The organism is Tritonibacter scottomollicae (assembly GCF_003003215.1).
GTDB lineage: Bacteria > Pseudomonadota > Alphaproteobacteria > Rhodobacterales > Rhodobacteraceae > Epibacterium > Epibacterium scottomollicae.
In genome coordinates this window covers 1-23,620 of the sequence record NZ_PVUF01000009.1, presented here as the reverse complement: position 1 = coordinate 23,620, position 23,620 = coordinate 1, and the positions used below count along the sequence as shown (strand labels likewise).

Below are 23,620 nucleotides of genomic sequence, written 5' to 3'. Positions count from 1 at the left end.
ACAACCCGAGGTATATGACATGGACTATGCAAAGCCCCTGCCGAGCTATCTGGTATCCCGTTATCACGGCTGGAAAGCAACGGTCTATGAAGAGAACCAGGGCTGGTATCGCCGCCTTGCCAAAGAGGGACAGCGCCCGCGGGCCATGGTGATTTCCTGCTGTGACAGCCGGGTGCATGTGACCTCGATCTTTGGCGCCGATCAGGGCGAGTTCTTCATCCACCGCAATATCGCCAATCTGGTGCCCCCCTATGCGCCTGACGGCGATCACCACGGCACCTCTGCCACGGTCGAATATGCCGTGACGGTACTCAAGGTGGCGCATCTGATCGTGCTGGGGCATTCGCAATGTGGCGGTGTTCAGGGATGCATCGACATGTGCAAGGGCCACGCGCCGGCGCTGGAGGAAAAGACCAGCTTTGTCGGGCGCTGGATGGATATCCTGAAGCCGCGATTCTCCGAGGTCGAGCACATCGAGGATGCGCATGAACAGGCCCGCCAGTTCGAGCGCCAGGCTGTTGTTGCCTCGCTGGAAAACCTGATGACCTTCCCGTTCATCGAGAGCGCGGTAACGTCCGGAGAGCTCAGCCTGCATGGGCTCTGGACCGATATCGGCGAGGGCGGGCTGGAGTGCTACGACCCCAAGTCGAGCAAGTTCACCAAGGTCTGAAGACATCGGAACGAGCAGCTGGTTCGGGGCGGTTCAGGCCCCGGATTTCAGCTGCTCCGCCGCCCTGGCGTAGCCGCCGGATGCGCCATCCACGAAATGCATGTGATCGTCTTGCATCGGTGATGGAACAATGCAGGTCACCAGAGCCTCGTCCTGCGTATGCAGCCCATAGTGGGCAACGCCATTGGCCCGAGCCTCGGTCAGCAATCCCTCGATCACCGCCTGAGTCTGTGCGGTGCAGTCGACGGTCATTTTCAGCCCGTCATCAAATTTGCGAAAATCGGCGTTTGCGGCGATCACGGAACGATATCGGACCGGGTCAAAATTGCCCGTGGGGCGTCCGCGCAGGAATAGAATCCCCGCAAATACAGAGTTCGCAAGCAGCGCGCATTTTCGAAGAATTGCAGGTAAGTTTCCGCGTGACAGGCGGGCCTCCATCGCAAGGCCGCGCGGCGGAAACCGCATGTTCGGCCCGGCGACCGGCAGCGGGTGGCCGCCGCGATCACTCTTGCGGACCTCTGACAGAATCTCGCGCACCAGTTGGTCAAAGGCGGCGCGATCCGCGTCGGGTTGTGGCACCACCAGCAGGGACAGGATTTGCCCGTTGACCGAGGCGACGTTGTCCCAGCGACAGGACAGCCCGTCCAGATTGGGGGATTGCACCGGGTGGGCGGGCGGAATGTCGAAACGTCCGGCCTTCATCTGCCCTTCGACCCAGGCCACACCGCCGCCGTCGAACATCGCATAGTCCAGATGCTCGGAGGCGGCAAAGCGGGCGACGCGCACGTCAAAGCCCTCGGTCCGCACCTCCGCCACAGGCACCAGGGCGGCGCGCAGGGTGATGTCGAATTCCTGCTGCACCCAGGACCGCAGCTTTGCCAGCTCCCGCCGCGCGGTCTCGGCCAGATTGGGCGGCACTGCAAAGGAGGTGCCGTCGCCGCCAAACACAAACGGAAACGGCGCGTGGTCAAAGGCGTTCATCAGCGCGGCGATGGCGGAGGCACCGACCATGTTCACCGTCTTGTAGCGCCCCTGCGCCAGCAGCCCGGTCGAATCCACGATGTCGCAGCAGCCGACAAGCCAATCCTCGGGCAGCGGCGTGAACCGGGTGCCGCGGGTCAGCTCCGCAAAGCTCTTCATCTTGGTGAGGCTGGCGTAGAACGGATCTGCGCGTATCATTCACTGTCTCTGCATTGGGCGGCCATGCGCCGCGAATTGGGCGCTGATGGCGTAAACCTGTAGTGATTTTCATGCGGAACAAGCCACCCTCGCGCAAGCGTGACAGGCCGAAACATCGCCTTCAACAGAGGCGCAGGGGCAGAAAAGCCGCAGTCTTATGGAACAAAACCCTGTGAAACGGTGTTTCACGCTGAATCGCGCCTTTCAATGCAGCCGCAGAAACTATATCACACCGCAGCCGGTCATGAGGCCGGACCAAATTTGGAGAAACTATCATGGGTTATCGCGTCGTTGTCGCCGGCGCCACGGGCAACGTGGGCCGTGAAATGCTGAATATTCTGGCCGAACGCCAGTTTCCAGTGGATGAGATTGCCGTTCTGGCATCGCGCCGTTCGTTGGGGACGGAGGTCACTTTCGGCGACAAGACACTGAAGACCCAGGACCTCGACACGTTCGATTTCACCGGCTGGGACATGGCGCTGTTTGCCATCGGGTCTGACGCCACCAAGCAATACGCGCCCAAGGCCGCAAAGGCGGGTTGCGTGGTGATCGATAACTCGTCGCTCTATCGCTACGACCGCGATGTGCCGCTGATCGTGCCGGAGGTGAACCCCGAGGCCGTGCATGGCTATGACAAGAAGAACATCATCGCCAACCCCAACTGCTCCACCGCGCAGATGGTTGTGGCGCTGAAGCCCTTGCATGACCGTGCCAAGATCAAACGCGTTGTGGTGTCGACCTACCAGTCGGTTTCCGGCTCCGGCAAGGATGCCATTGACGAGCTGTGGGATCAGACCAAGGCGCATTACAATCCGACCGACGATTACCAGCGCAAGGTCTACCCGAAGGACATCGCCTTCAACGTGATCCCGCATATCGACGTGTTCCTTGATGATGGCTCCACCAAGGAAGAGTGGAAGATGGTCGCCGAGACCAAGAAGATCATCGACCCCAGCATCAAGCTGACCGCGACCTGCGTGCGGGTGCCGGTGTTTGTCGGCCACTCCGAGGCGATCAACATCGAGTTCGAAGACTTCCTTGATGAAGACGAGGCCCGCGACATCCTGCGGGAGGCTCCGGGCATCATGGTGATCGACAAGCGTGAGGACGGCGGCTACGTGACGCCGAAAGAATGCGTCGGCGATTTTGCCACCTTCATCAGCCGCATCCGTCAGGACTCGACGCTGGACAACGGTCTGAACATCTGGTGCGTCTCCGACAACCTGCGCAAGGGCGCTGCCCTGAACGCGGTGCAGATCGCCGAGCTGTTGGGCCGTGAGGTTCTGAAGAAGGGCTGATCGTCGTCCAATAAGGACACGGAGCTGACGCCCGGATGGGACATACCATCAGGCAATCGGCCAATATCGGATCATGAGGGGCGTCCCGGCGGGGCGCCCCTTGCTTTTGCGCAGGCATCGGGCGAGCGTGGGCGCAATGATTTGATCTGCAGGTGATTTCCATGCGCGTTCTTCTGTCCTCCGCCCTCCTTGGGGTCGCGGCCCTGATGTCCACCACCGCCCTTGCCGATACGTTCTCGGCCACAAGCCGCGTCAGCGCGGTCACCGTCTACCCCAGCGAGGCGCTGATCACGCGCACCGCGGAGGTGGAGCTGCCGGCGGGCCGCCACCGTATCCTGATTGGCGGCATGCCCTTCATTGACGAGATCGAAGGCCTGCAGGTGATCCACCCCGGAGTGCGCCGTGTTGGCCTTTACATGCGCGAGGGCTATCCGGTGTTGCAGGATGCCTCGACACCCGAGCGCGAGGCCGCCAAGGCCCGCGTCGTGGAGGTGGAGGATCAGATCGACGCCCTGCACCGCGCGTCGGCAGAGGCGCGACTGGCCGCGGACGGGGCAGAGGCCTCGATCGCATTCCTGACCCAGCTGGGGCGGGGCGAGGGCACGGCCCTTCCCGATCCCGATCAGCTGCGCGCCCTTATCACCACCATTGGCGAGGAAACCGCGCAGGCGCGCGAGACCATTCTGCGTGCCGAAGCAACGGAACGCAGCTTTGAGCGGGACCTGACAGCGCTTGAGGCGGAGCTGCTGCGGGCCCAGGCCGAGCTTGAGGCGCTGTCGCAGCAGGACGAGAAGCAGATGTTCCTGGCGCTGGATGTGCTGGCCTCCGAGGGGGTGACGGTCCCGCTGCGCCTGAGCTACCCGGCGGATGCGGTGTCTTGGCAGCCTGCGTACGAGTTCAACCTCAAGACCGGCGACGCCCCGCAAGTTGCATTGCGTCGTGACATCATGATCCAGCAGGCCACGGGTGAGGACTGGGTGGATGTGGCGTTGCGCGTCTCGACCTCGACACCGGATCAGCGGATCAATCCAAACGAGCTGTGGCCCGCCCGGCGGTGGATCGAGGACGATTACGAGGCAAAGCAGCAGTTTTCCTCCGATAGCCGGGTCATGAGTGATTCCCTCGAGGCCTCGGTTGCAGCGCCTGTCATGATGGAAGAAGCAGGTGGCGGCTTTGGCACCGTGACCAGCGAGGCGGGCGTCTCCTACAGCTTTGAAACGCCGGTGACCCTGCGCTCCGGGGCGGAGCTTGCCTATCTCAACCTGCCGGATGTGACGATGATGGCGGAGGTGACCGCGCGCGCGGTGCCGCGTCGCGACCAGACCGCCTTTCGCATGGCCAGCGTGACCAACACCAGCGGGGAGGAGCTGCTGGGCAGTTCCAACAGCCGGTTCTTTGTCGATGGTGAGTTGATCGGCTCCGGGCATTTCGGCGGGCTGACCTCGGAGGCCGAGGCGGATCTGGGCTTTGGCCCCATTGATGGTCTGCGCATCAAACGCGACCTGCTGGATCAGAGCGAAGGCGGGCGCGGCGTGATCTCGCGCAGCAACCAGCGCGACCTTACAGCGGAGATCGAGGTGGAGAACCTGACCGGCGACACCTGGCCCCTGAGAGTGTTGGATCAGGTGCCCTACAGCGAGCAGGAGGATCTGGAAATCAACTGGTCCGCCAGCCCTGCGCCGAGCGAGGAGAACGTTGAGAAGCAGCGCGGCATCCTTGCGTGGGATCTGGAAATGCAGCCGGGCGAGACCCGTATTATCACCCTCAACACCCGCCTTTCATGGCCCGAGGGAAAAGTTCTGCGATAGGCCAAGTGCATCGGGGAACGGCTCAAAAGTACACTAAACTGTACTTTTGGGCCGCCTGAGTAACCTAAGAGCGCCCCATTTTTGCCTTCGATCAGGGTATTCTGATCTCAGAGTGGATTGGAGGGTGAACCATGAGTTTTCATGACCAGAATGACGAAGTCGAAAAGCTGACGTATGGGCAAACCGCTTGGGGCTGTGCCAGCACCCGAGAGCGCCTGGACTCCGAGTCAATGATGTTGCTGCGGGCCAACCTGAGCGAGCCGATGACCACGGCCGACAGCTGGCCGACCCTGCGGGAGATGCTGCGCGGCAAGGGATTTGACATGAAGCCCCGTGCCGGCCGTCTGCGTCTGGTGGACCTGCAAAGCCGCGTCGAGATCTGCACTTTTGGCCTGCTGGGCCATCCCCGCGTCGAGCTGGAAAAACGCTTTGGCGGCTTGCCACAGATGCACTGAGCTCGTCGCATGCACTCAGACCGCCGTTCCCGTGGGCAACAGTCAGGGCGGTGCGGTTGCGTTGGCAGTGACCTTACCTCAGCCGGTTCCGTCGTCTGACCATCGGGATGCCAGCGCCCGTGCGCTCTGGGCCAGCAAGACCACGTCGATCCCGACCGCGAGGAACTGCGCGCCCATGTCGGCATAGGCCTGTGTCGCCTCTTCGGTGACACCAAGAATGCCGGGCGCTTTGCCCGCCGCCTTGATCCTTGTGATCGCATCAGCGATCACCGCGCGCACCTCCGGATGGGCGGAATTGCCCTGATGGCCGATGTCGGTGGACAGATCTGCCGGACCGATAAAGATCCCGTCGACCCCCTCGACCGCGAGGATGGCATCAAGGTTCTCAATGCCGATGCGGTTTTCCACCTGCAACAACAGGCAGATCTGCGCGTCTGCGGTCTGAATATACTCCGGCGTGCCGCCAAAGCGGGTGGCGCGCGCTCCGGCCGCGCCGACGCCGCGTGTGCCTTCGGGCGGGTATCGGCAGGCGCGCACCAGCTCGGCGGCCTGATCTGCGGTTTCCACCATTGGCACCAGAACCGTCTGAGCGCCCGCGTCCAGCACTTGTTTGATGATCCAGGTCTCGCCGATCGGCACCCGCACCACCGCTTCGGCGCTGGATGTCGCAAGTGCGACCAGCTGGTCACGGATCGAGCGGATGTCGTTGGGCGCGTGTTCACCGTCGATCACCAACCAGTCAAAGCCCGCCGTGCCCATCAATTCGGTGGTGATGGCCTCGCCGAAGCTGCACCAGCAGCCGATCTGACGCTGGCCCTCGGTGAGGGCCTGTTTGAAGTGATTTTTCGGCGCGGTCATGTCTAACCTCTTTTACTCAAATGAAATCTCGACCGTGCCGAAATCGGCAAAATCGGCATGTATCTGGGTTCCGGGCGGGCATTCCACGGGCCGGATGAAGGAGCCTGACAGGACGATATCGCCCGCCTCGATCTGTTGTCCATAGTCCGCCATGCGTCGCGCCAGCCACAGGACCGAGGTGACGGGATCGTCCAGCACGCCCGCGCCCAGGCCGGTTTCCTCCACCACGCCATCGCGTTTCAGGATCGCACCGACGCGGCGCAGATCAAAGGCGTCGACCGCGTGTTTGGCTCCGCCCATCACGATGCCCGCATTGGCGGCGTTGTCGCTGATGGTGTCAGTGATGATCCGCGCCTGCCCCGTGGCGGGATCGGTGCGCAGGATGCGGGTGTCGAGAATTTCCAACGAGGGGGCCACATAGTCAGTGGCCTTCAGGATGTCGTCGCGGGTGCAATCGCGGCCCGCAAGCGGGGATTTCATCACAAAGGCGATCTCGGCCTCGACACGGGGTTGGATAAACCGCCCCTCTGGCACGGTGCTGGCATTTTCAAACACCATATCATCGAGGAGCACGCCCGAGTCCGGCGTGGTGATATTCAGCGCCTGCTGCATGGCGCGGCTGGTGAGGCCGATCTTCCAGCCGATTTTGCGGCGACCCTGCGCGAGTTTCTGCGCCACCAGTGCGGCCTGCACCGCATAGGCGTCGTCCAGCGTCATGCCCGGATAGGCGAGCGAAAGGAGGTCGCATTGCTGGCCGGTCTCCTCGGTCTGAAAAAGCTGCGCGGCGGCCTCGGCGTGTTGATCCGGGGTCATGCCTCATCCTCTACCGTGTTGCGCAGAATGCCGATGCCTTCGCCCTCGACCTCGATCACGTCGCCGGGTTTCAGGAACCGTGGCGGGTCAAACCGCGCGCCTGCGCCGGTGGGGGTGCCGGTGACGATGATGTCGCCGGGCACCAGCGTGGTGAAGGTGGAGATATAGGCGATCTGACGGCGGATCGGGAACAGCATTCGGGAGGTGCGGTCGTCCTGGCGCAGCTCGCCATTGACCTTGGTGGTGAGGCGTATGTCATCGAGCTGTGCTGGAGCCGTGAAGGGCACCAGCCAGGGACCGATCGCGCCGGAAGAGTCCCAGTTCTTGCCCTGCGTCACGTTGAATTTGGCATGGCGTACCCAGTCGCGGATTGTGCCTTCATTACAGAGGGATATCGCGGCGATATGGTCATAGGCGTCTGCTTCGGCAATTCGGCGGCCGCCCTTGCCGATGACAATGGCGATCTCGCCTTCGTAATCCAGCTGCGGGCTTTCGGGCGGGCGGATCAGCGGGCGACCTGAGCCGGTGAAGCTGCGCGCAAAACGCGGAAACAGCGACATGTTCGGCGGGGCCTCTTGTCCGTCTTTATACTCCGCATTGCGGTCGGGAAAGTTGACGCCGACGCAGATGATCTTTTCCGGGCGGGGCACCGGGATCTGATAGGTGATCTGGTCGAGTATATGGGTCACGGCCCGCCCCTGCGCGGCTTGGGCGAGGGTGTGGAGGGCGTCGGCCTCGATCACCTCGCGCAGGCTCGGCCAGTCGGGGAAATCTGGTGAGAGGGCGATTGCGCCCGCGTCGGTGATCACGCCGTAGAAGGTTTCGTCCGCGGCGGTGTAGGTGGCAAAGCGCATCATGTCAGTCCTCGTGCAATCTCGGCGATCACATCATGGGCCAGCATGATGTCTGCTTCGGTGGTTTCAAACGCGCCCGCCTGAAACCGGATCACCAATGCGCCGTCGACGCGGGTCTGGGTGAGGTAGATGCGGCCATCGTCATTGATCTTGTTGACCAGCTCAAGGTTCAGCGCATCGATGTCTGTGGCGCCCTCGGGCGTGTAGCGGAAGGTCCAGAGCGACCACATCGGCGGGGTGATGATCTCAAAATCCGCCTCTGATGCGAGTGCGTCGTGAAGTTGGCGCGACCATGCAACGTGATTGCGGATGCGTTGTCGCAATCCTTCAATGCCGTAGGTGCGGATCAGGAACCAGATCTTCAGCGCGCGGAAGCGGCGACCAAGTGGCACCGACCATTCGGAATAGTTGATGATGCCATCGTGGCCGTGGGTCTTGAGGTATTCCGGGCTGATGGCGAGGGTGCGCACCAGATCGTCCGCATCGCGCAGGAAATGCGCCGAGCAATCAAACTGCGCGCCGAGCCATTTGTGCGGGTTGAAGACGATGCTGTCGGCGTTCTCAACGCCGGGCCAGTAGTCACGAAACTCCGGGCAGATCATCGCGGAACCGGCCCAGGCCGCGTCCACATGGGTGTAGAGGTCGTGGGCTTGGGCGACCCTGATGCAATCGGCCACGGGGTCAGTGGCGCCGGTGCCGGTGCCGCCCACGCAGAGGATGACACCCGCCGGATGCAGGCCAGCGGCCTTGTCGGCCTCAATGGCGGCCTCAAGGGCGGCGGGGTCCATGCCGCGCCAGTCGCCTTTGATTGGCACGCGCACGAGGTTGGCCTGACCGATGCCCGCAACCCAGATGGCGCGATCCACAGACGTATGCACCTCCGCCGAGCAATAGATCCGCAAGGTCGGCTGGCCGGACAGCCCTTGTTGGTTGCCCTGCCAGTTCAAGGCCCGTTCGCGCATGGTGAGCACGGCGGCAAGGGTGGCGGAGGAGGCGCTGTCCTGAATGACGCCGCGAAATTCCCCGGGCAGGCCAAGGGATTGGCGCAGCCAGTCCATCATCCGGGTTTCCATCTCGGTCGCCGCCGGAGAGGTCTGCCAGAGCATGCATTGCGGTGCGATGGCGGAGGTCAGGAATTCTGCCAGTACCGAGGGCGCGGCGGCATTGGAGGCGAAATAGGCAAAGAAGCGCGGGTGCTGCCAATGGGTGATACCGGGCATCACCTTTTCCTCAAAATCGGCAAAGATCGCCTCCATCCCCTCGCCTTGTTCTGGCGGGGTTTCTGGTAGGGCGTTCAGCATATCGCCGGGTTTGGTCTGCGCGCGCACCGGGCGCTCGCCCACGGTGAGGTGATAATCCTGCGCCCAGTCGGCGACCTTGCGGCCCCAGCCTGCGAAATCGGTCCAGTTCATTATATGCTCCCTTGTTCGGGCTTTGGCCCGGGCAGCGCCTTTCCGGGGGCCGGTCAGGCGCTGCCCTCTGGTGTGTTACGGCGCGATGATCGGTTGTGCCTTGAGATCACTGTCGCGGATCTCGGCACCGTCAAACAGCGATCCTTCTTCGAACCAGCTGCGCGGCGCGGGTGCGCCCCAGAGGGTTTGACGCTGAGGATCGGTGAGGGACCATTTGATCGGTTCCAGGTCTGCGTCGCAGGTCTGATAGTCCGAGCAGTAGATCTCAATCCGGTGGCCATCAGGATCGCGCACATAGAGGAAGAAGGCGTTGGAAATGCCGTGGCGGCCGGGGCCACGTTCGATATTGGCGACGTAGCCGGTGGTGGCCATCAGGTCGAGAAGGTCGATGATGTTGAGCGGGGTTGGCACCCAGAAGGCGGTGTGATGCAGGCGCGGCCCGGTTCCATTGGTGAAGGCCACATCATGCACGCCGCCCTTGCGGTGCATCCATGCGGCCCAGACGCGGCCGGACTCGTCATCCTCGGTATATTCGGTGACGCGAAATCCCATCTCGCCATAAAAGGCGATCGCCTCGTCCACATTGGCGGAGAACATGTTGAAGTGGTCGATGCGCAGCGGTTTGACGCCGTTGTAGAGCCTGTATTTCTGGTGGATCGGCGGCAGGCGGTCCATCTTGACGTAGAATTCCAGCGGCACACCCCATGGATCGCGGGTGCGGAAGCACTTCCCCATGAAGGGGCGCTCGATCCACTCCACGGGCAGGCCTTTGCCCTCGAAGAAGGCGGCGGCTTTGTCGAGTTCAGGGGTGTCGTAGAGTTTGAAGCCGAGGCAGGAGACGCCGGCGCTGTCGGATTGACGCAGGATGATGCAGTGATGGCCGCGTTCCTCCATCGCGCGCAGGTAGATGCGGTTGTCGTCCTCTGCCGTGACTTGCAGGCCGAGGATGTCGACATAGAAAGCGCGGGAGGCGGCAAGATCGGTGACGCCGTATTCAACATGGCTGAGGCGGGTGATGTTGAAGGGCGGGTAGAGGGTCGGTGCGGGAATGGGCATGTCGGGTCTCCTCCGAATGGACAGGCCGAATGTTAGGGCGACATGCGAGGGGCTCTGCCCCTCGCGCTCCCCGAGGTATTTGGGAAAAGATGAAGGGTTCAGGCGCCGAGGCGGGGGATCTTGTGGTGCCCGATCGCAAAGCCGATGTGCTTTTGTTCCATGTAGAACTCAAAGCTCCAGTCGCCGCCGTCGCGCCCGATGCCGGATGCTTTGACGCCACCAAAAGGCGTGGGCAGGTGGCGGACGTTTTCCGAGTTCACCCAGATCATCCCAGCCTCAAGCTGGTTGGTGAAGCGCATGGCGCGGGTCACATCGTTGGTCCAGACATAGGCGGTGAGGCCATATTGGGTGTCATTGGCGATGTTCAGCGCCTCGTCTTCGTCGGTGAAGCGGATGGCGGTGAGGACCGGGCCGAAGATTTCCTCCTGCGCGATGGTCATGTCGTTTGTGGCCCCGGTGAAGAGGGTGGGGCGGACGAACCAGCCTGTGTCGCCGTGGCGCGCGCCGCCAGCAGCGATGGTGGCGCCGTCCTTGCGAGCGATGTCGAAATAGGAGGTTACCTTGTCGAAGTGGACCTTGTGGATCAGCGGGCCGATCTCGGTTTTTGGGTCCAGCGGGTGGCCGACCTGAATATTGTTGACGCGCTCGATCAGCTTGGCCTCAAACGCCTCGGCGATGTCCTGGTGGATCAGCAGGCGGGAGGAGGAGGTGCAGCGCTCGCCATTCAGGGAGTAGATCATGAAGATCGCCGCATCCAAGGCGCGGTCCAGGTCGGCATCGTCAAAGACCACAACCGGGTTCTTGCCGCCGAGCTCAAAATGCACCCGCTTCAGGGTTGGCGCGCCCTGGGCCATGATCATCGAGCCGGTCTTGCTCTCGCCGACAAAGGCGATGGCCTTGATGTCCGGGTGTTCGGTGAGGGCGCGGCCTGCCTCTTCGCCGAAGCCATTCACGAGGTTCCACACGCCCGGCGGTAGGCCGGCGTCATGGGCGATCTCGGCAAGGATGCGGGCAGTAAGGGGCGAGAATTCCGCCGGTTTATGCACCACGGTGCAGCCTGCGGCCAGCGCGGGCGCGATCTTCCACGTCGAGAGCATGAAGGGGGTGTTCCACGGCGTGATGACGCCGATCGGGCCGAGCGGCACCCGGGTGGTGACATTCATCAGCGTCGGCGAGGGCAGCATCTGGCCGTCCCGGGCGCTGGGCGCACGATCCGCAAAGAAGCGGAAGTTATCCGCACCGCGCAGGGCGGCCTTGGACATGAAGCGCAGGGCTTGACCGGTGTCCCAGCATTCACAGAGCGCGATCTCCTCGGCGCGAGCAACGATGCCGTCGGCAATGCGATGCAGGATCGCCTTGCGCTCTGTGGCGGGCATGTCGCGCCAGGCGGGAAAGGCCGCCTTGGCGGCCTGTGCGGCGGCGTCGATGTCAGTGGCATCGCCACGGGCCACGGTGCAGATGACACTTTCGTCCACCGGGGAGGTGGTCTCGAAGGTCTGGCCGGAGGCGGCGGGGCGGGCCTCGCCATTGATCAGGTTGGTGATGCCGCTTGCGCGGTGTTTGTCCAGCAGGGCGTCGAGTGTGGCGAGATTGGCGGCGAGATCGCTCATGCGGGGTCTCCTGTGCTCAGATGATCGCGGATGGTGCCGCATTTGGGCGAAAGCGCGGGGTCGATGTCGCGCATCTCCAGCGAGAGCGCGATGGGGTGGGTGTCCATCGCCGGGGCGAGATAGGCGCGGGCGGCGTTGAAGATCGTCTCAGTAGCGGCCTTGCGGGTGGGCAGGTCGCGCCCGCCGCGCAAGCGGACCGAGATGTCGAGATACATGAAGTCGGGGTTGCCATCGGCCATGCTAACGTGGTCCGCTGCAAAGGCACGGACCCGGACGCCTGCCAGCGGCAGGACGCCGGTGTCGATGGCTGCACGGCGCAACAGGTCGCAGAGCTGTGCTATGTCGATGATCTGCGCCAGCCGGGGTGCGTAGTCCAAGGTGATATGGGGCATTCGGGTCCTCCTCCCAAACTGCTTAACATGTTATCTTTATGTGCCCTTGCTGTCAACGACAGGCTGCGGAAATTACTTAACTTCGCGAAATGATTGCCAAGATTGCCGTTCAGGGCGATACAGGAGGGCATGACACATGCATTGCCCTCCACGGACCGCTCTCTTCCCATTGCCTTGCTGCGCGCGCGCGAGCGGGTGATGGGGCCGATTCGTCATTTGCTGAGCGACGTTGATCTGACCGAACAACAATGGCGGGTGCTGCGCGTGGTGCAGGAAAGCGGGCCGATCGATCCGACGCAGATTGCTGATCGTGCCTGTTTGCTACTGCCGAGCCTGACCCGGATCCTGCAGAAGCTGGAGGAGAAGGGCCTGATCAACCGGGTCCGCGACGAGGCCGACCGTCGCCGTCAGGTGATTACCCTGACCGCGGCAGGGGACACGGTGATCGAGGAGAACATCGATGCCAGCCTCGAATTGATCGAACGCACGCGCGAGAAAATGGGGCCGGACCGCTATGAGGCGCTGCTGGACCTGCTGAACGACCTTTACGAGCTGGACGACTGAGCCGCGTCAGGCGGGGCGACGCAGCAGGATTTGCACATCCGCCACATTGGTGCCGGTGCCGCCGATGCTCACCAGCGCGTCTGCAGCCTGCAGCGCGGCGTAGCTGTCGTTATTGTTCAACAATGCCTCTGGGTCCGCGCCTGCCTGCGCAATCTCTGCCCAGGTTTGCGAGGTGACCAGACCGCCCGCCGCATCCGTGGGGCCATCGCGGCCATCGGTGCCGCCGGAGAGGAACACCCAATCCCCGTCCAGCCCATCTGCCGCCTGTGCGATGCGCAGGGCGAGCTCCTGATTGCGCCCGCCACGGCCGGTGCCGGTCAGGCGCACGGTGGTCTCGCCGCCGAACAACAGCGCGACGGGGCGGTCCATGGGGGCGGAGTGTGCAGCCGCTAGCACCCGGGTCGCGGCCTCTGTCACGTCGCCGGTGAGGTCGTCGATCAGCTCTGGCACCTGCCAGCCGAGGGCCTCGGCCCGGTCGCGCATCGCCTCCAGGCTGAAGCGGTTGGAGCCGATCAGGATGTTTTGCGCCTCAGGCGTTTCGTGGGCGGCACCGGCCTCTGTCAGATGGGGTTGCGCGGCGATGGGTAGGGTGTGCCACAGTCCTTGGTCCTGCAGCAGTGCGCGGGCGTCCTGTGCGGTGCCGAGCGGGGCGACGGTGGGGCCGGAGGCGATGGCGCGCAAGTCGTCGCCGATCACATCCGACAGGATCAACGCGGTGACCCGCGCGGGGGCGGCAGCACGACAGAGGCCTCCGCCCTTGAGCTGCGACAGGTTCTGACGGATCAGGTTCATGCGATTGATGTCCAGCCCGGAGGCCAGCAACATCTCGTTGACGGCGGCCTTGTCCGTGAGGGTCAGCCCCGGTGCTGGTGCCACCATCAGGGCGGAGCCACCGCCGGAGATCAGCATCAGCACCTGATCCTGTGGGCTGAGGTCCTTCAGTAGATCGAGCACTCGCGCCCCGGCGGCGGCGCTGGTCTGGTCCGGGACGGGATGTGCGCCGGTGATGACCTCGGCCCCGGCGAGATCCGCTTGGTTTTCCGGGTTGGTGATGGCCAGCGCGGTGGCGGGGGCCTCGGGCAGGGTGGCCAGTGCGGCGCGCATCATCGGCACCGCGGCCTTGCCCACGGCGATGACGGTGCGGCGGCCCTCGCCCTCAAGCGGTGCAAGGGGCTGCGTGGCGAGGTGTGCACGCACAGCGGCGGCGGGATCAGCGCGGTCAATGGCACAGCGGAACAGCTCCAGCGCGGTGTCGTGCAGGCTTTGGGTCATTGGCGGGCGGTCCTGTGCGTGAGGGCGGTTGTGGGCATAGTGTCCCCCGGTTGAGGTGGGGGTCAATGGGGCGGGCTTTCAAATCGAGCCTTATAATCCTTCATGCTTTTGGGATCATCAAAATGATTGGACTGAGGGCGCTCACACGGTTTGATGGGGGCAGAGATTTTGAGAAGGCGATGTGATGACAAAACCGACCTATTACGCCCCCCACGGAGGGCTGCCGCCGCAGACCCAGCTCCTGACGGACCGGGCCATGTTCACCGAAGCCTATGCGGTGATCCCCAAGGGCACCAACAGCGATATCGTGACCAGCTTCCTGCCGTTCTGGGCGAAGTCGCGGTTTTGGGTGATCGCGCGGCCGCTGTCGGGCTTTGCCGAGACGTTTTCGCATTACATCGCCGAGGTGCAGCCCGGTGGTGGCTCCGCCCGGCCCGAGACCGAGGCAGGCGTCGAGGCGGTGCTGTTTGTGGTCGAGGGGCAGATGTTGCTGACCATCGACGGGCAGGCGCATGAAATGGGTGAGGGCGGCTATGCCTTCCTGCCGCCATCCGCCACGTGGACATTGACCAACAGCAGCGATGCGCCAGTGCGATTCCACTGGATCCGCAAGGCCTATCAGGCGGTCGAGGGCATCGAGGCGCCGGAGGCCTTTGTCACCAACGAACAGGAGGTGACGCCCACCGCGATGGCGGGAACCGATGGCAAATGGGCCACCTCGCGTTTTGTCGATCCGAAAGACCTGCGCCACGACATGCATGTGACGATCGTGACGTTTGAACCCGGCGCGGTGATCCCCTTTGCCGAGACCCATGTGATGGAACACGGGCTCTATGTGCTGGAGGGCAAGGCGGTCTATCGACTCAACCAGGACTGGGTCGAAGTCGAGGCCGGTGACTACATGTGGCTGCGCGCCTTCTGCCCGCAGGCCTGCTACGCCGGTGGTCCGGGGCTGTTCCGCTATCTGCTCTACAAGGATGTGAACCGGCATATGCCGCTGGCACCGCTGCGTTGAGGACAGCGCCCGAGCCTGGGTGGGGGTAAAGCCCCCTCCCGGGGAAGGTCGGGGGCTGTCCGGCCTGTCGGCCAGACTGTTGCTAAAATGAAAAAGGGCCGCGCGATGCGGCCCTTTTGCTGTCATATGGGTGCCCGTCAGCCAGCGTCGCGCGATTGACCAAGCGAGCCTTTGGAGTGGCCCGACATGCCGCCGGAGACCTCCTCGGTCGATTCGTTCGCCAGCTCTTCCGGCAGGATCAGGTTCAGCACGATGGAGATCACGGCGGCGGGCAGCAGGCCGCTGGTCAACAGGATGCGCGGCGTGTCCGCGACATGTTGCAAGGCGCCGGGTTCCAGCTGCAGCCCGAGGCCGATGGAGAGCGAGATGGCAAAGATCACCATGTTGCGCCGGTTCCACTCCACGTCCGACAGGATCGAGATGCCCGCTGCGACCACCATGCCGAACATCACGATGACACCGCCGCCGAGCACTTCGATCGGAACGGTGCGGATCAGCGCGCCGACCTTCGGGATCAATCCGCAGACAATCAGGAAGACCGCCCCGCAGGTCACCACGTGGCGGCTCATGACGCCGGTCATGGCAATCAGGCCGACGTTCTGGCTGAAGGAGGTGTTGGGCATGGCGCCAAAGGCCCCGGCCAGCGCCGAGCCGAACCCGTCGGCGTAGATCGCGCCTTCGATTTCGGTGTCGGTGGCTTCGCGACCCGCGCCGCCCTTGGTGATGCCGGAGACATCGCCCACGGTTTCCACCGCCGAGACAAAGGCCATCAGGCAGAAGCCCAAGATGGCGGCGAAGGAGAACTCGAACCCGTATTTGAACGGCTGCGGCAGCGCAAATGCGGCGGCGTTGCCCCAGGAGCCGGCGATGGCGTCAAAGCTGAGCATGCCGACCATCAGCGCGTAGACATAGCCGACGATGAGGCCCAGCAGCACCGCGGAGACCGACAGCATGCCGCGGGTGAAGAACTTCAGCCCCAGCGTCACCAAAATCACCACCAGTGCGGCTGACCAGTTGAGCAGCGAGCCGTATTCCGGTGTGCCGATGGCGGGAACGCCACCTGCGGCGTATTGAATGCCGACCTTGACCAGCGCGAGGCCGATCATGGTGACCACGAGGCCGGTGACCAGCGGCGGCAGCGCAAAGCGGATCTTGCCGATGATGAGGCCGAGAGCGGCGTGGAACAGCCCGCCGATCAGCACCCCGCCGAAGAGCGCGGCAAGCGCGTCGACGCCCTTGCCCGCAACCAGCGGGATCATGATCGGGAGGAATGCGAAGGATGTGCCCTGAACGATCGGCAGCCGTGCGCCCACCGGGCCGAGGGTGAGCGTCTGCATCAGGGTGGCGATGCCAGCAAACAGCATCGACATCTGGATCAGGTAGAGCAGTTCCGGGAAATCGGGCGAGTTGGAACCAAACCCGAACCCGGCGGCGCCTGCGACGATGATCGCTGGCGTCACATTGGAGACGAACATCGCCAGCACGTGCTGGATGCCCAGCGGAATGGCCTTGGCCAGCGGGGGCATGTAGTCGGGATCGCGGAGCTGCTCCGGCGTCCCGATGGAGGTATCAGACATTTTCTGTTCCCTGTTGGTTGGCGGATCTCCCGGCCTCGTTTGGCGGGTCGGGATGATCCAGATGAAAGAGGGAGGTCAGCCTTCTGTTTGTGCGGCGACCTTGGTGACAATCCAGGGATCGTCGAACCAGTGTTCTTCGAGGTTTGCGCCCTCACCGATGCGGTCGATGACGATATACTGACCGGGCGCCTCAAACGGAGCGAGTACCCCGTGCCAGACGCCCCGGTGCAGGTTGATCGACTGGCCGGGCTGGCTGAGGAAGGCGCGCGGCGTGCCGGGGGTGCCGTCTTCATCCGGAGCCACGACCACCAGAATTGGCACGCCGGTGACCGGCACAAAGGCCTGACTGCCCTCGGGGTGACGTTCGACCATGTCTACCTTGTGGGGCAGGGTGCGGGCCTCAGCATCAAACAGGCTGATCCCGGCCCGCCCGTCGGCAAAGTCGAGCTGTGCGAGGTCGTGGTGACGGCCGCATTTGCCCTGGTTGATGAGCTTGTCGGGCTGCGCCTTTGGTTCCAGCACCTCGCCAAAGGGGGCGAAGTCTGCGGCGGTCAGCGGTTGGGCGATCAACTCACGGGTCATGGCAGCAGATCCATCAGACGGAATTGCGCGATGCGTTCGACCTGACGGCAGGCCTCGGCAAACTCGGTCGCACGGTCATTGTCGATGCGGCGCTGGAAGGCGGCCAGAATCGAGGCCTTGTCGTGGTCGCGCACCGCAATGATGAAGGGGAAGCCGTGTTTGGCCACATAGGTGTCATTCATCGCGGTGAAGGTCTCGCGTTCCGCATCCGTCAGCATGTCGAGCCCGGCGCTGGCCTGTTCCGAGGTGCTCTCGGCGGTCAGGCGCCCGGCGCTGGCGAGTTTGCCGGCCAGATCCGGGTGCGCGGTGAGCACGCCGAGGCGCTCCTCGTCGGAGGCAGTGCGGAACATGCGGCAGAGCGCATTGTGGACCCCGGCGGCGCAGTCATGCGCGGGGCCGAGTTCCAAGTCAAAGGCGCGGTCTGCAATCCAGGGCGAATGCTCGAAGATCGACCCAAAGGTGGCGACAAAGCTTTCGCGATCCATCCGGCTTGGACGGGTGCGGCGCTGATGCGGGTGGTTTTCCGCCCAATGTTCGGCGATCTCCACACGACGCGGGCACCAGACGCCCTCATGGGTCTGGATATACTCGATAAAGCGTTTGAGTGCGGCGATCTTGCCCGGGCGACCCACCAGACGGCAGTGCAGACCGATGGTCATCACCTTGGGCGCGCCGGCCTCGCCTTCGGCATAAAGCGCATCGAAGGCGTCGGTCAGATAGGAGCCGAAATCCTCGCCCGTGACCCAACCGGGCGCGGTGGCAAAGCGCATGTCGTTGGCTTCGAGCGTATAGGGAATGATCAGCTGGTCGTGATCGCCAACTTCCAGCCAATAGGGCAGGTCGTCATCATAAGTGTCGGAGATATAGTCAAAGCCGCCCTCTTCGGCGACCAGACGCACGGTGTTGGCGCTGCACCGGCCAGTGTACCAGCCGCGCGGGCGTTCCCCGACCACCTCGGTATGCAGGCGGATCGCCTCTTTGATCGAGGCGCGCTCTTCATCCTCGGGCATGTCCTTGTGCTCGACCCATTTGAGGCCGTGGGAGGCGATTTCCCAGTCCGCGTCCTTCATCGCCTGCAGCTGTTCGGGGCTGCGGGCGAGGGCGGTGGCGACGCCATAGATGGTCAGCGGGATGTCGGCGCCGGTGAACAGGCGGTGCAGGCGCCAGAACCCGGCCCGCGCGCCGTATTCATAGATCGATTCCATGTTCCAGTGGCGCTGGCCTTGCCATTGCGCCGCGCCGGGGATGTCGGAGAGGAAGGCCTCGGAGGCGGCATCGCCGTGCAGGGTGCAGTTCTCGCCGCCTTCTTCGTAGTTCAACACGAACTGGACGGCGATTTTTGCATCATTGGGCCAAGCGGGATGCGGGGCATGCGCCCCATATCCACGCATGTCTCGGGGATAGCGTGTCACGATTGGGATCTCCGCGTCTTTTAGGTTATTTACATGTTATACATATGAAATGGCCGCGGGGCTTTACCGCATTTTTTGAAAGTGCTGTTTGACGCTTCTGCGTGCATCTGCGGCAAAGCTCTCGCAGTATGGCGATAAAATCAGCGAGACGTGATTGGGCGTGGGCCTGTCGCACGGTTCCGTTGAACATTGTACCGCCAAAAAGGAGACGTCACAGATGACCGGATATCTGACAACACATGTTCTGGACACCGCGCGCGGCTGCCCGGCCGAGGGCATCAAGATCGCGCTTTATAAGGTGAGCGGTGATTCTAACGAAAAGATTGCCGAGACGGTGACCAATGCGGATGGTCGCACCGACAGCCCGATCCTGCCGGCAGAGACATTTGAGACCGGAACCTATGAGTTGGTCTTCTTTTGCGGTGACTATCTGCGCGCGTCGGGTCAGGCGGGGGATGCGCCGATGTTCCTCGACCAAGTGCCGATCCGGTTTGGCATGAGCGAGGCGGACAGCCATTATCATGTGCCGCTGCTGTTGTCGCCCTATGGCTATTCCACCTATCGCGGCAGCTGACGGCAGCCTCCGGCGGAGGTATTTTGGGAAAAGATGAAGGGCGGGGCCATGGGGCGCCGTCCTTTTGCCGTTTCAGGCGGCCTTTTCGGGCAGAGACGCCAGAATGTGGTCGATCATGAAATCGAGGAACAGCCGCACCTTCGGGTCCTGATGGCGACGGTGCATGTAGAGGCAGGCCATCTGGATCGTCGCGGGGGGCTCTTCTGTCAGCACGGGCACCAGCGTTCCCTCAGCGAGGTGTTCGAAAACCTCGAACAGGGGCTTCAGGATGATGCCATGACCGTCGAGCGCCCATTGGGTCAGCACATCTCCGTGGTCCGATTCAAACGGGCCGGTGACGGCCACCCGCCGGATGCCATCAGGGCCGTGCAGGGGCCACTGGAATTCCGGCGCGCCGGGATAGCGCAGGTTCAGGCAGTCATGTGCGTCGGTTTTCAGCTCGGCGCTGGATTGGGGCAGGCCACGGGTCTCGATATAGGCGGGGGCGGCGCAGAGCACGCGCGGGCAGTCGGTGATCTTGCGGATCTTGAGGTTTGAATCCTCCGGCAGGCCGAGGAAGAAGGCCGCGTCCAGCCCTTCGGCGGCCAGATCGAGTTTGCGGTCCGACAGGCGCAGGCGGATGTTGATCAGCGGGTAGGCGGCGTTGAACTGCGGCACCGCCGGGGCGATCAGCCGCTGGCCCAGACCAAGGGGAGCCGCCACATAGAGCGTGCCGCGCGGCGTCTGGGTCACGTTGGAGATATCGGCCTCGGCCTCTTCCACCGCTTCGAGGATCTTGACCGCGCCGTGATAGAACAGCTGGCCCTGTTCGGTCGGGTTCAACAGGCGCGTGGTGCGTTGAAACAGGCGCACCTTAAGGTGTTCTTCCAGCTGTGAAATCCGCGACGAGGCCACGGCGGCGGAAATGCGCATGTCCCGCGCGGCGGCGGACATGTTTCCGAGCTCGTAGACGCGGACGAAAGTGCGGATATTGTTCAGATAGGCCATGTTGGGTATTTCATTGTTAGCTTATGTTTGAAGCAGCTTGGAATTTTTTCCTGATACACGAAAATGACGCCCTCGCCTAGGGTCAGGACAAACGCGCAAGGAGTGAGCTATGCAAGAGCTTGTCATCATGTGGGACTGGCTGGGCTTTGCGGTCCGCTGGCTACATGTCATCACCGCGATCGCCTGGATCGGATCGTCCTTCTACTTTATCGCCCTCGACCTGGGGCTGCGGAAGGTGCCGCATCTGCCGGTGGGGGCGCATGGTGAAGAGTGGCAGGTCCACGGCGGCGGTTTCTATCACATCCAGAAATATCTGGTGGCGCCGGAGAACATGCCGGACCATCTGATCTGGTTCAAATGGGAGAGCTATGCCACCTGGCTGTCTGGCGCCGGTCTGTTGATGATCGTCTACTGGGCCGGGGGGGAGCTGTACCTGATCGACCAGGGCAAGGCGGATCTGGCCCTGTGGCAGGGGATCCTGATCTCGGCGGCCTCGCTCAGCATCGGCTGGCTGATCTATGACTTCCTGTGCAAATCGCCTCTGGGCGAAAAGCCGACCGTCCTGATGGTGTTGCTGTTCGTGCTGCTGGTGGCGATGGGCTGGGGGTACAACCAGATCTTTACCGGCCGCGCGGTGATGCTGCATCTGGGCGCCTTCACCGCCACGATCATGACCGCCAACGTGTTCTTCATTATCATGCCGAACCAGCGTGTCGTGGTGGCGGACCTGCAGGCGGGCCGTCCGGCGGATCCAAAGTACGGCAAGATTGCCAAGCTGCGGTCGACCCACAACAACTACCTGACGCTGCCGGTCATCTTCCTGATGCTGTCCAACCACTACCCGCTGGCCTTTGCCACCGAGTACAACTGGATCATCGCGGCGCTGGTGTTCCTGATGGGGGTGACGATCCGGCACTATTTCAACACGCTGCATGCGGGCACCGGCAATCCGACCTGGACCTGGCCGGTCACCATCCTGCTGTTCATTGCCGTCATGGCGCTGAGCCAGGCACCGCTGATGCAGGACACCTACGAGGAATCCGAGGCGCGTGAATTGACACAGACCGAGCTGGCTTACGCCGGCTCGGAGCATTTCGATGACATCATGAGCGTGGTGCCGGGACGGTGTGCGATGTGCCATGCACGCGAGCCCTATTATGAGGGCATCCGCCGGGCGCCGAAGAACGTGCTCTTGGAAACCGAGGCGGATGTGGCGAAATACGCCCGCCAGATCTATCTGCAGGCCGGGGCCACCCATGCCATGCCGCCCGCCAATGTCACCTATATGGAAGATGACGAGCGCGCGCTGATCCGCAAGTGGTTTGCCGATGGCGCGGCAAAGCTGCCCTTCTATATGGCCGGCAACTGAGCACCGTCTTGCCGGTCGGGGCACACCCGCCCGTCGCAACAGCATTAAAATGCAGCCGCGCCCGCCGGGCCGCGCACCGCTGACGCGGTGCAGGGGGCGCCTGGGCTGACCTGTTTTTCTGATACCGAACTAAGGGGATCTATGATGTCCGCTTCCGCGACCCTTCTGCGTGGCCGCACGCTGAGTTTTCATGCCGAGCCCACCGGGCCCGAAGACACCGCTGCCTACTCTTATATAGAGGATGGCGCGATCCTGATGCAGGACGGGCGCATCACCGCACAGGGCCCCTATGCCGAGATCGCGCCGCAGGCCGCAGGCGCCGAGGTGGTCGACCACCGCCCGCATCTGCTGATGCCCGGTTTCATCGACCTGCATCTGCATTTCCCGCAGGTGCAGGTGGTGGCCTCCTGGGGTGAGCAGCTCCTGGACTGGCTCAACACCTATACTTTCCCGGCGGAGGTGCAGTTTGCCGACGCAGGCCACGCAGAACGGATGGCGCGCGGCTTTTATGACCTGATCCTCGGCCATGGCACCACAACGGCGGTGGCGTTCTGCTCGGTGCATCCGACGTCGGCCGAGGCCTATTTCGCCGAAGCGGCCCGCCGCAACATGCGGATGATCGGCGGCAAGGTGATGATGGACCGCAACGCACCCGAAGGTCTGACCGATACCGCGCAGCAGGGCTATGACGAGACCAAGGCGCTGATTGAGCGTTGGCACGGGAAGGGGCGCGCGTCTTATGCGATCTCTCCACGGTTCGCGATCACCTCCACGCCCGCGCAGCTGGAGGCGGCGGGCGCCCTGGTGCGCGAACACCCCGAGGCCTATGTGCAGACGCACCTGTCGGAGAACCGCGACGAGATCGACTTCACCCTCAGCCTCTATCCGGACGCGCCGGACTACCTCGGTATCTATGAGCGCTACGGGTGTGTGGGGGAGAAGACCCTGCTGGGCCATGCGATCCACCTAGAACCGCGCGAGATCGAGCTGCTGGCGGATGTTGGGGGCAAGCCGGTGTTCTGCCCGACCTCGAACCTGTTCCTCGGCAGCGGGTTGTTCGATGACGCAGGCCTGCGCGGCAAAGGTATTCGCAACGGCATCGCCACTGATATCGGCGCTGGCACCAGCTACTCGATGCTGCAGACCCTCAATGAGGGCTACAAGGTCCTGCAGCTACAGAACCAGAAGCTGCATCCGTTGAGCGCCTTCCACTGGATCACGCGCGGCAATGCCGAGGTGCTGGGGCAGGTCGATCAGATCGGCACACTGGATGTGGGCACCGAAGCGGACATCGTGGTGATGGACGTGTCGGCCACTCCGGCAATGGCCTTGCGGGCAGAGGCGGCTTCATCCCTGAGTGAGGAGCTGTTCATCCTACAGATGCTTGGCGATGACCGGGCGGTGGCAGAGGTCTATGTGGCGGGCAAGGCGAGCAAGCCGAAGACCTGAGACCAGATCACCAGATCGGTCGTTCAGAAGGCGCGGAGGGTTTCCTCTGCGCTTTTTTGTTTTTGCGGCTGGGTTTCGCGCTGGGTGCGACTCGCTTTGTTGGTTTGGCCTGCGAGCAGCGACGCGATTCCGCGGTTGAGTCTGTGGGTAAGTGGGGGTGGCTTGTGGATAAGGGGTTTTGGCGGGGAGTTGGGGATGTGTTTGGCGGGTGGAGCGGGGCGAAAGCGGTGGGGTGGAAGTGTTTTTTGAAGGCTTAACGCTTTGATATTAAACATAGTTCACAGAAGTTTCGCATTTTTTGTGCGGTTTTGGTATTTTTGGGTTGCGGCTCATTGGGTCTAACCTTAGAACCCCCTCTACCGGCGGCGCTGAGGCGCTACGGTGGCAGACTGGACGGGGCGGCGGCGACGCAGG

At 63.1% G+C, this 23,620-nt stretch carries 22 protein-coding genes; 9 read left to right on the top strand and 13 right to left on the bottom strand.

The genetic code is table 11. The features are described 5' to 3' along the window. The first annotated feature begins 19 nt into the window (after positions 1-19). Positions 20-670 carry a carbonic anhydrase gene (locus CLV89_RS14200; protein WP_106164332.1) on the top strand — a complete coding sequence of 217 codons (651 nt, stop codon included), beginning with the start codon at positions 20-22 and terminating at the stop codon, positions 668-670. A gap of 33 nt (positions 671-703) precedes the next feature. On the opposite strand, the gene CLV89_RS14195 is transcribed toward CLV89_RS14200, so the two are convergent. After that, positions 704-1,849 carry a DUF3095 domain-containing protein gene (locus CLV89_RS14195; protein ID WP_106164331.1) on the bottom strand — a complete coding sequence of 382 codons (1,146 nt, stop codon included), beginning with the start codon at positions 1,847-1,849 and terminating at the stop codon, positions 704-706. Between the two features lie 275 nt (positions 1,850-2,124). Here CLV89_RS14195 and CLV89_RS14190 point away from each other — a divergent pair, with 275 nt between their 5' ends. From CLV89_RS14190 to CLV89_RS14180, 3 genes are all read left to right on the top strand, one after another. Next, the gene (locus CLV89_RS14190; RefSeq protein WP_106164330.1) at positions 2,125-3,147 is read left to right on the top strand and encodes an aspartate-semialdehyde dehydrogenase; all 1,023 of its coding nucleotides are present in this window, start codon (positions 2,125-2,127) and stop codon (positions 3,145-3,147) included. Positions 3,148-3,308: 161 nt separating this feature from the next. Next, entirely contained in the window at positions 3,309-4,955 is a 1,647-nt protein-coding gene (locus tag CLV89_RS14185; protein ID WP_106164329.1) for a DUF4139 domain-containing protein, read from the top strand. Between the two features lie 131 nt (positions 4,956-5,086). Next, on the top strand, positions 5,087-5,410 hold the full coding sequence (locus tag CLV89_RS14180) for a hypothetical protein (protein ID WP_106164328.1): 324 nt from the start codon (positions 5,087-5,089) through the stop codon (positions 5,408-5,410). Between the two features lie 78 nt (positions 5,411-5,488). On the opposite strand, the gene CLV89_RS14175 is transcribed toward CLV89_RS14180, so the two are convergent. The 7 genes from CLV89_RS14175 to CLV89_RS14145 form a co-directional block, all read right to left on the bottom strand. Next, the gene (locus CLV89_RS14175; RefSeq protein ID WP_106164327.1) at positions 5,489-6,268 is read right to left on the bottom strand and encodes an aldolase/citrate lyase family protein; all 780 of its coding nucleotides are present in this window, start codon (positions 6,266-6,268) and stop codon (positions 5,489-5,491) included. A 12-nt stretch (positions 6,269-6,280) separates the two neighbouring features. After that, the gene (hpaH, locus tag CLV89_RS14170) at positions 6,281-7,081 is read right to left on the bottom strand and encodes a 2-oxo-hept-4-ene-1,7-dioate hydratase (protein ID WP_106164326.1); all 801 of its coding nucleotides are present in this window, start codon (positions 7,079-7,081) and stop codon (positions 6,281-6,283) included. Continuing rightward, positions 7,078-7,935, bottom strand: coding sequence for a fumarylacetoacetate hydrolase family protein (locus tag CLV89_RS14165; RefSeq protein ID WP_106164325.1), 858 nt, complete (start codon positions 7,933-7,935; stop codon positions 7,078-7,080). The genes hpaH and CLV89_RS14165 overlap by 4 nt, the downstream gene beginning before the upstream one ends. Next, complete coding sequence (locus CLV89_RS14160) at positions 7,935-9,347, bottom strand: pyridoxal phosphate-dependent decarboxylase family protein (RefSeq protein WP_106164324.1); 1,413 nt, start codon at positions 9,345-9,347, stop codon at positions 7,935-7,937. The genes CLV89_RS14165 and CLV89_RS14160 overlap by 1 nt, the downstream gene beginning before the upstream one ends. 75 nt (positions 9,348-9,422) lie before the next feature. Then, complete coding sequence (hpaD, locus tag CLV89_RS14155) at positions 9,423-10,403, bottom strand: 3,4-dihydroxyphenylacetate 2,3-dioxygenase (protein WP_106164323.1); 981 nt, start codon at positions 10,401-10,403, stop codon at positions 9,423-9,425. 98 nt (positions 10,404-10,501) lie between these two features. Beyond that, positions 10,502-12,013 carry a 5-carboxymethyl-2-hydroxymuconate semialdehyde dehydrogenase gene (gene hpaE, locus CLV89_RS14150; RefSeq protein ID WP_106164322.1) on the bottom strand — a complete coding sequence of 504 codons (1,512 nt, stop codon included), beginning with the start codon at positions 12,011-12,013 and terminating at the stop codon, positions 10,502-10,504. Then, positions 12,010-12,405 carry a 5-carboxymethyl-2-hydroxymuconate Delta-isomerase gene (locus tag CLV89_RS14145; RefSeq protein ID WP_106164321.1) on the bottom strand — a complete coding sequence of 132 codons (396 nt, stop codon included), beginning with the start codon at positions 12,403-12,405 and terminating at the stop codon, positions 12,010-12,012. The genes hpaE and CLV89_RS14145 overlap by 4 nt, the downstream gene beginning before the upstream one ends. A gap of 129 nt (positions 12,406-12,534) precedes the next feature. Between CLV89_RS14145 and hpaR the strand changes: the two genes are divergently transcribed. Continuing rightward, positions 12,535-12,969 (top strand): homoprotocatechuate degradation operon regulator HpaR, encoded by a 435-nt coding sequence (hpaR, locus tag CLV89_RS14140; protein ID WP_106164320.1) that lies wholly within the window; start codon positions 12,535-12,537, stop codon positions 12,967-12,969. Positions 12,970-12,975: 6 nt separating this feature from the next. Here hpaR and CLV89_RS14135 read toward each other — a convergent pair whose 3' ends face one another. After that, on the bottom strand, positions 12,976-14,241 hold the full coding sequence (locus CLV89_RS14135) for a glycerate kinase type-2 family protein (RefSeq protein WP_106164319.1): 1,266 nt from the start codon (positions 14,239-14,241) through the stop codon (positions 12,976-12,978). Positions 14,242-14,425: 184 nt separating this feature from the next. On the opposite strand from CLV89_RS14135, the gene CLV89_RS14130 reads away from it, so the two are divergent. Next, complete coding sequence (locus CLV89_RS14130; RefSeq protein ID WP_106164318.1) at positions 14,426-15,256, top strand: bifunctional allantoicase/(S)-ureidoglycine aminohydrolase; 831 nt, start codon at positions 14,426-14,428, stop codon at positions 15,254-15,256. 137 nt (positions 15,257-15,393) lie between these two features. Here the strand turns inward: CLV89_RS14130 and CLV89_RS14125 are convergent, their stop codons facing one another. The 3 genes from CLV89_RS14125 to puuE all read right to left on the bottom strand — a co-directional run bounded on the left by CLV89_RS14125 (position 15,394) and on the right by puuE (position 18,827). Then, positions 15,394-16,833: a uracil-xanthine permease family protein gene (locus tag CLV89_RS14125; protein WP_106164317.1), complete on the bottom strand. Its 1,440-nt coding sequence runs from the start codon at positions 16,831-16,833 to the stop codon at positions 15,394-15,396. Between the two features lie 75 nt (positions 16,834-16,908). Then, positions 16,909-17,415 carry an ureidoglycolate lyase gene (locus CLV89_RS14120; protein WP_106164316.1) on the bottom strand — a complete coding sequence of 169 codons (507 nt, stop codon included), beginning with the start codon at positions 17,413-17,415 and terminating at the stop codon, positions 16,909-16,911. Then, positions 17,412-18,827: an allantoinase PuuE gene (gene puuE, locus CLV89_RS14115; protein WP_106164315.1), complete on the bottom strand. Its 1,416-nt coding sequence runs from the start codon at positions 18,825-18,827 to the stop codon at positions 17,412-17,414. Before puuE ends, CLV89_RS14120 begins: the two co-directional genes overlap by 4 nt. A 217-nt stretch (positions 18,828-19,044) precedes the next feature. Between puuE and uraH the strand changes: the two genes are divergently transcribed. Further along, positions 19,045-19,401, top strand: a complete 357-nt coding sequence (gene uraH, locus CLV89_RS14110) for a hydroxyisourate hydrolase (RefSeq protein ID WP_106164314.1) — start codon at positions 19,045-19,047, stop codon at positions 19,399-19,401. A gap of 72 nt (positions 19,402-19,473) precedes the next feature. On the opposite strand, the gene CLV89_RS14105 is transcribed toward uraH, so the two are convergent. Next, the gene (locus tag CLV89_RS14105; RefSeq protein WP_106164313.1) at positions 19,474-20,388 is read right to left on the bottom strand and encodes a LysR family transcriptional regulator; all 915 of its coding nucleotides are present in this window, start codon (positions 20,386-20,388) and stop codon (positions 19,474-19,476) included. 109 nt (positions 20,389-20,497) lie between these two features. Here CLV89_RS14105 and CLV89_RS14100 point away from each other — a divergent pair, with 109 nt between their 5' ends. After that, complete coding sequence (locus tag CLV89_RS14100) at positions 20,498-21,757, top strand: urate hydroxylase PuuD (protein WP_106164312.1); 1,260 nt, start codon at positions 20,498-20,500, stop codon at positions 21,755-21,757. 144 nt (positions 21,758-21,901) lie between these two features. Next, positions 21,902-23,206: a guanine deaminase gene (gene guaD / locus CLV89_RS14095; RefSeq protein WP_106164446.1), complete on the top strand. Its 1,305-nt coding sequence runs from the start codon at positions 21,902-21,904 to the stop codon at positions 23,204-23,206. Positions 23,207-23,620: the final 414 nt, after the last annotated feature.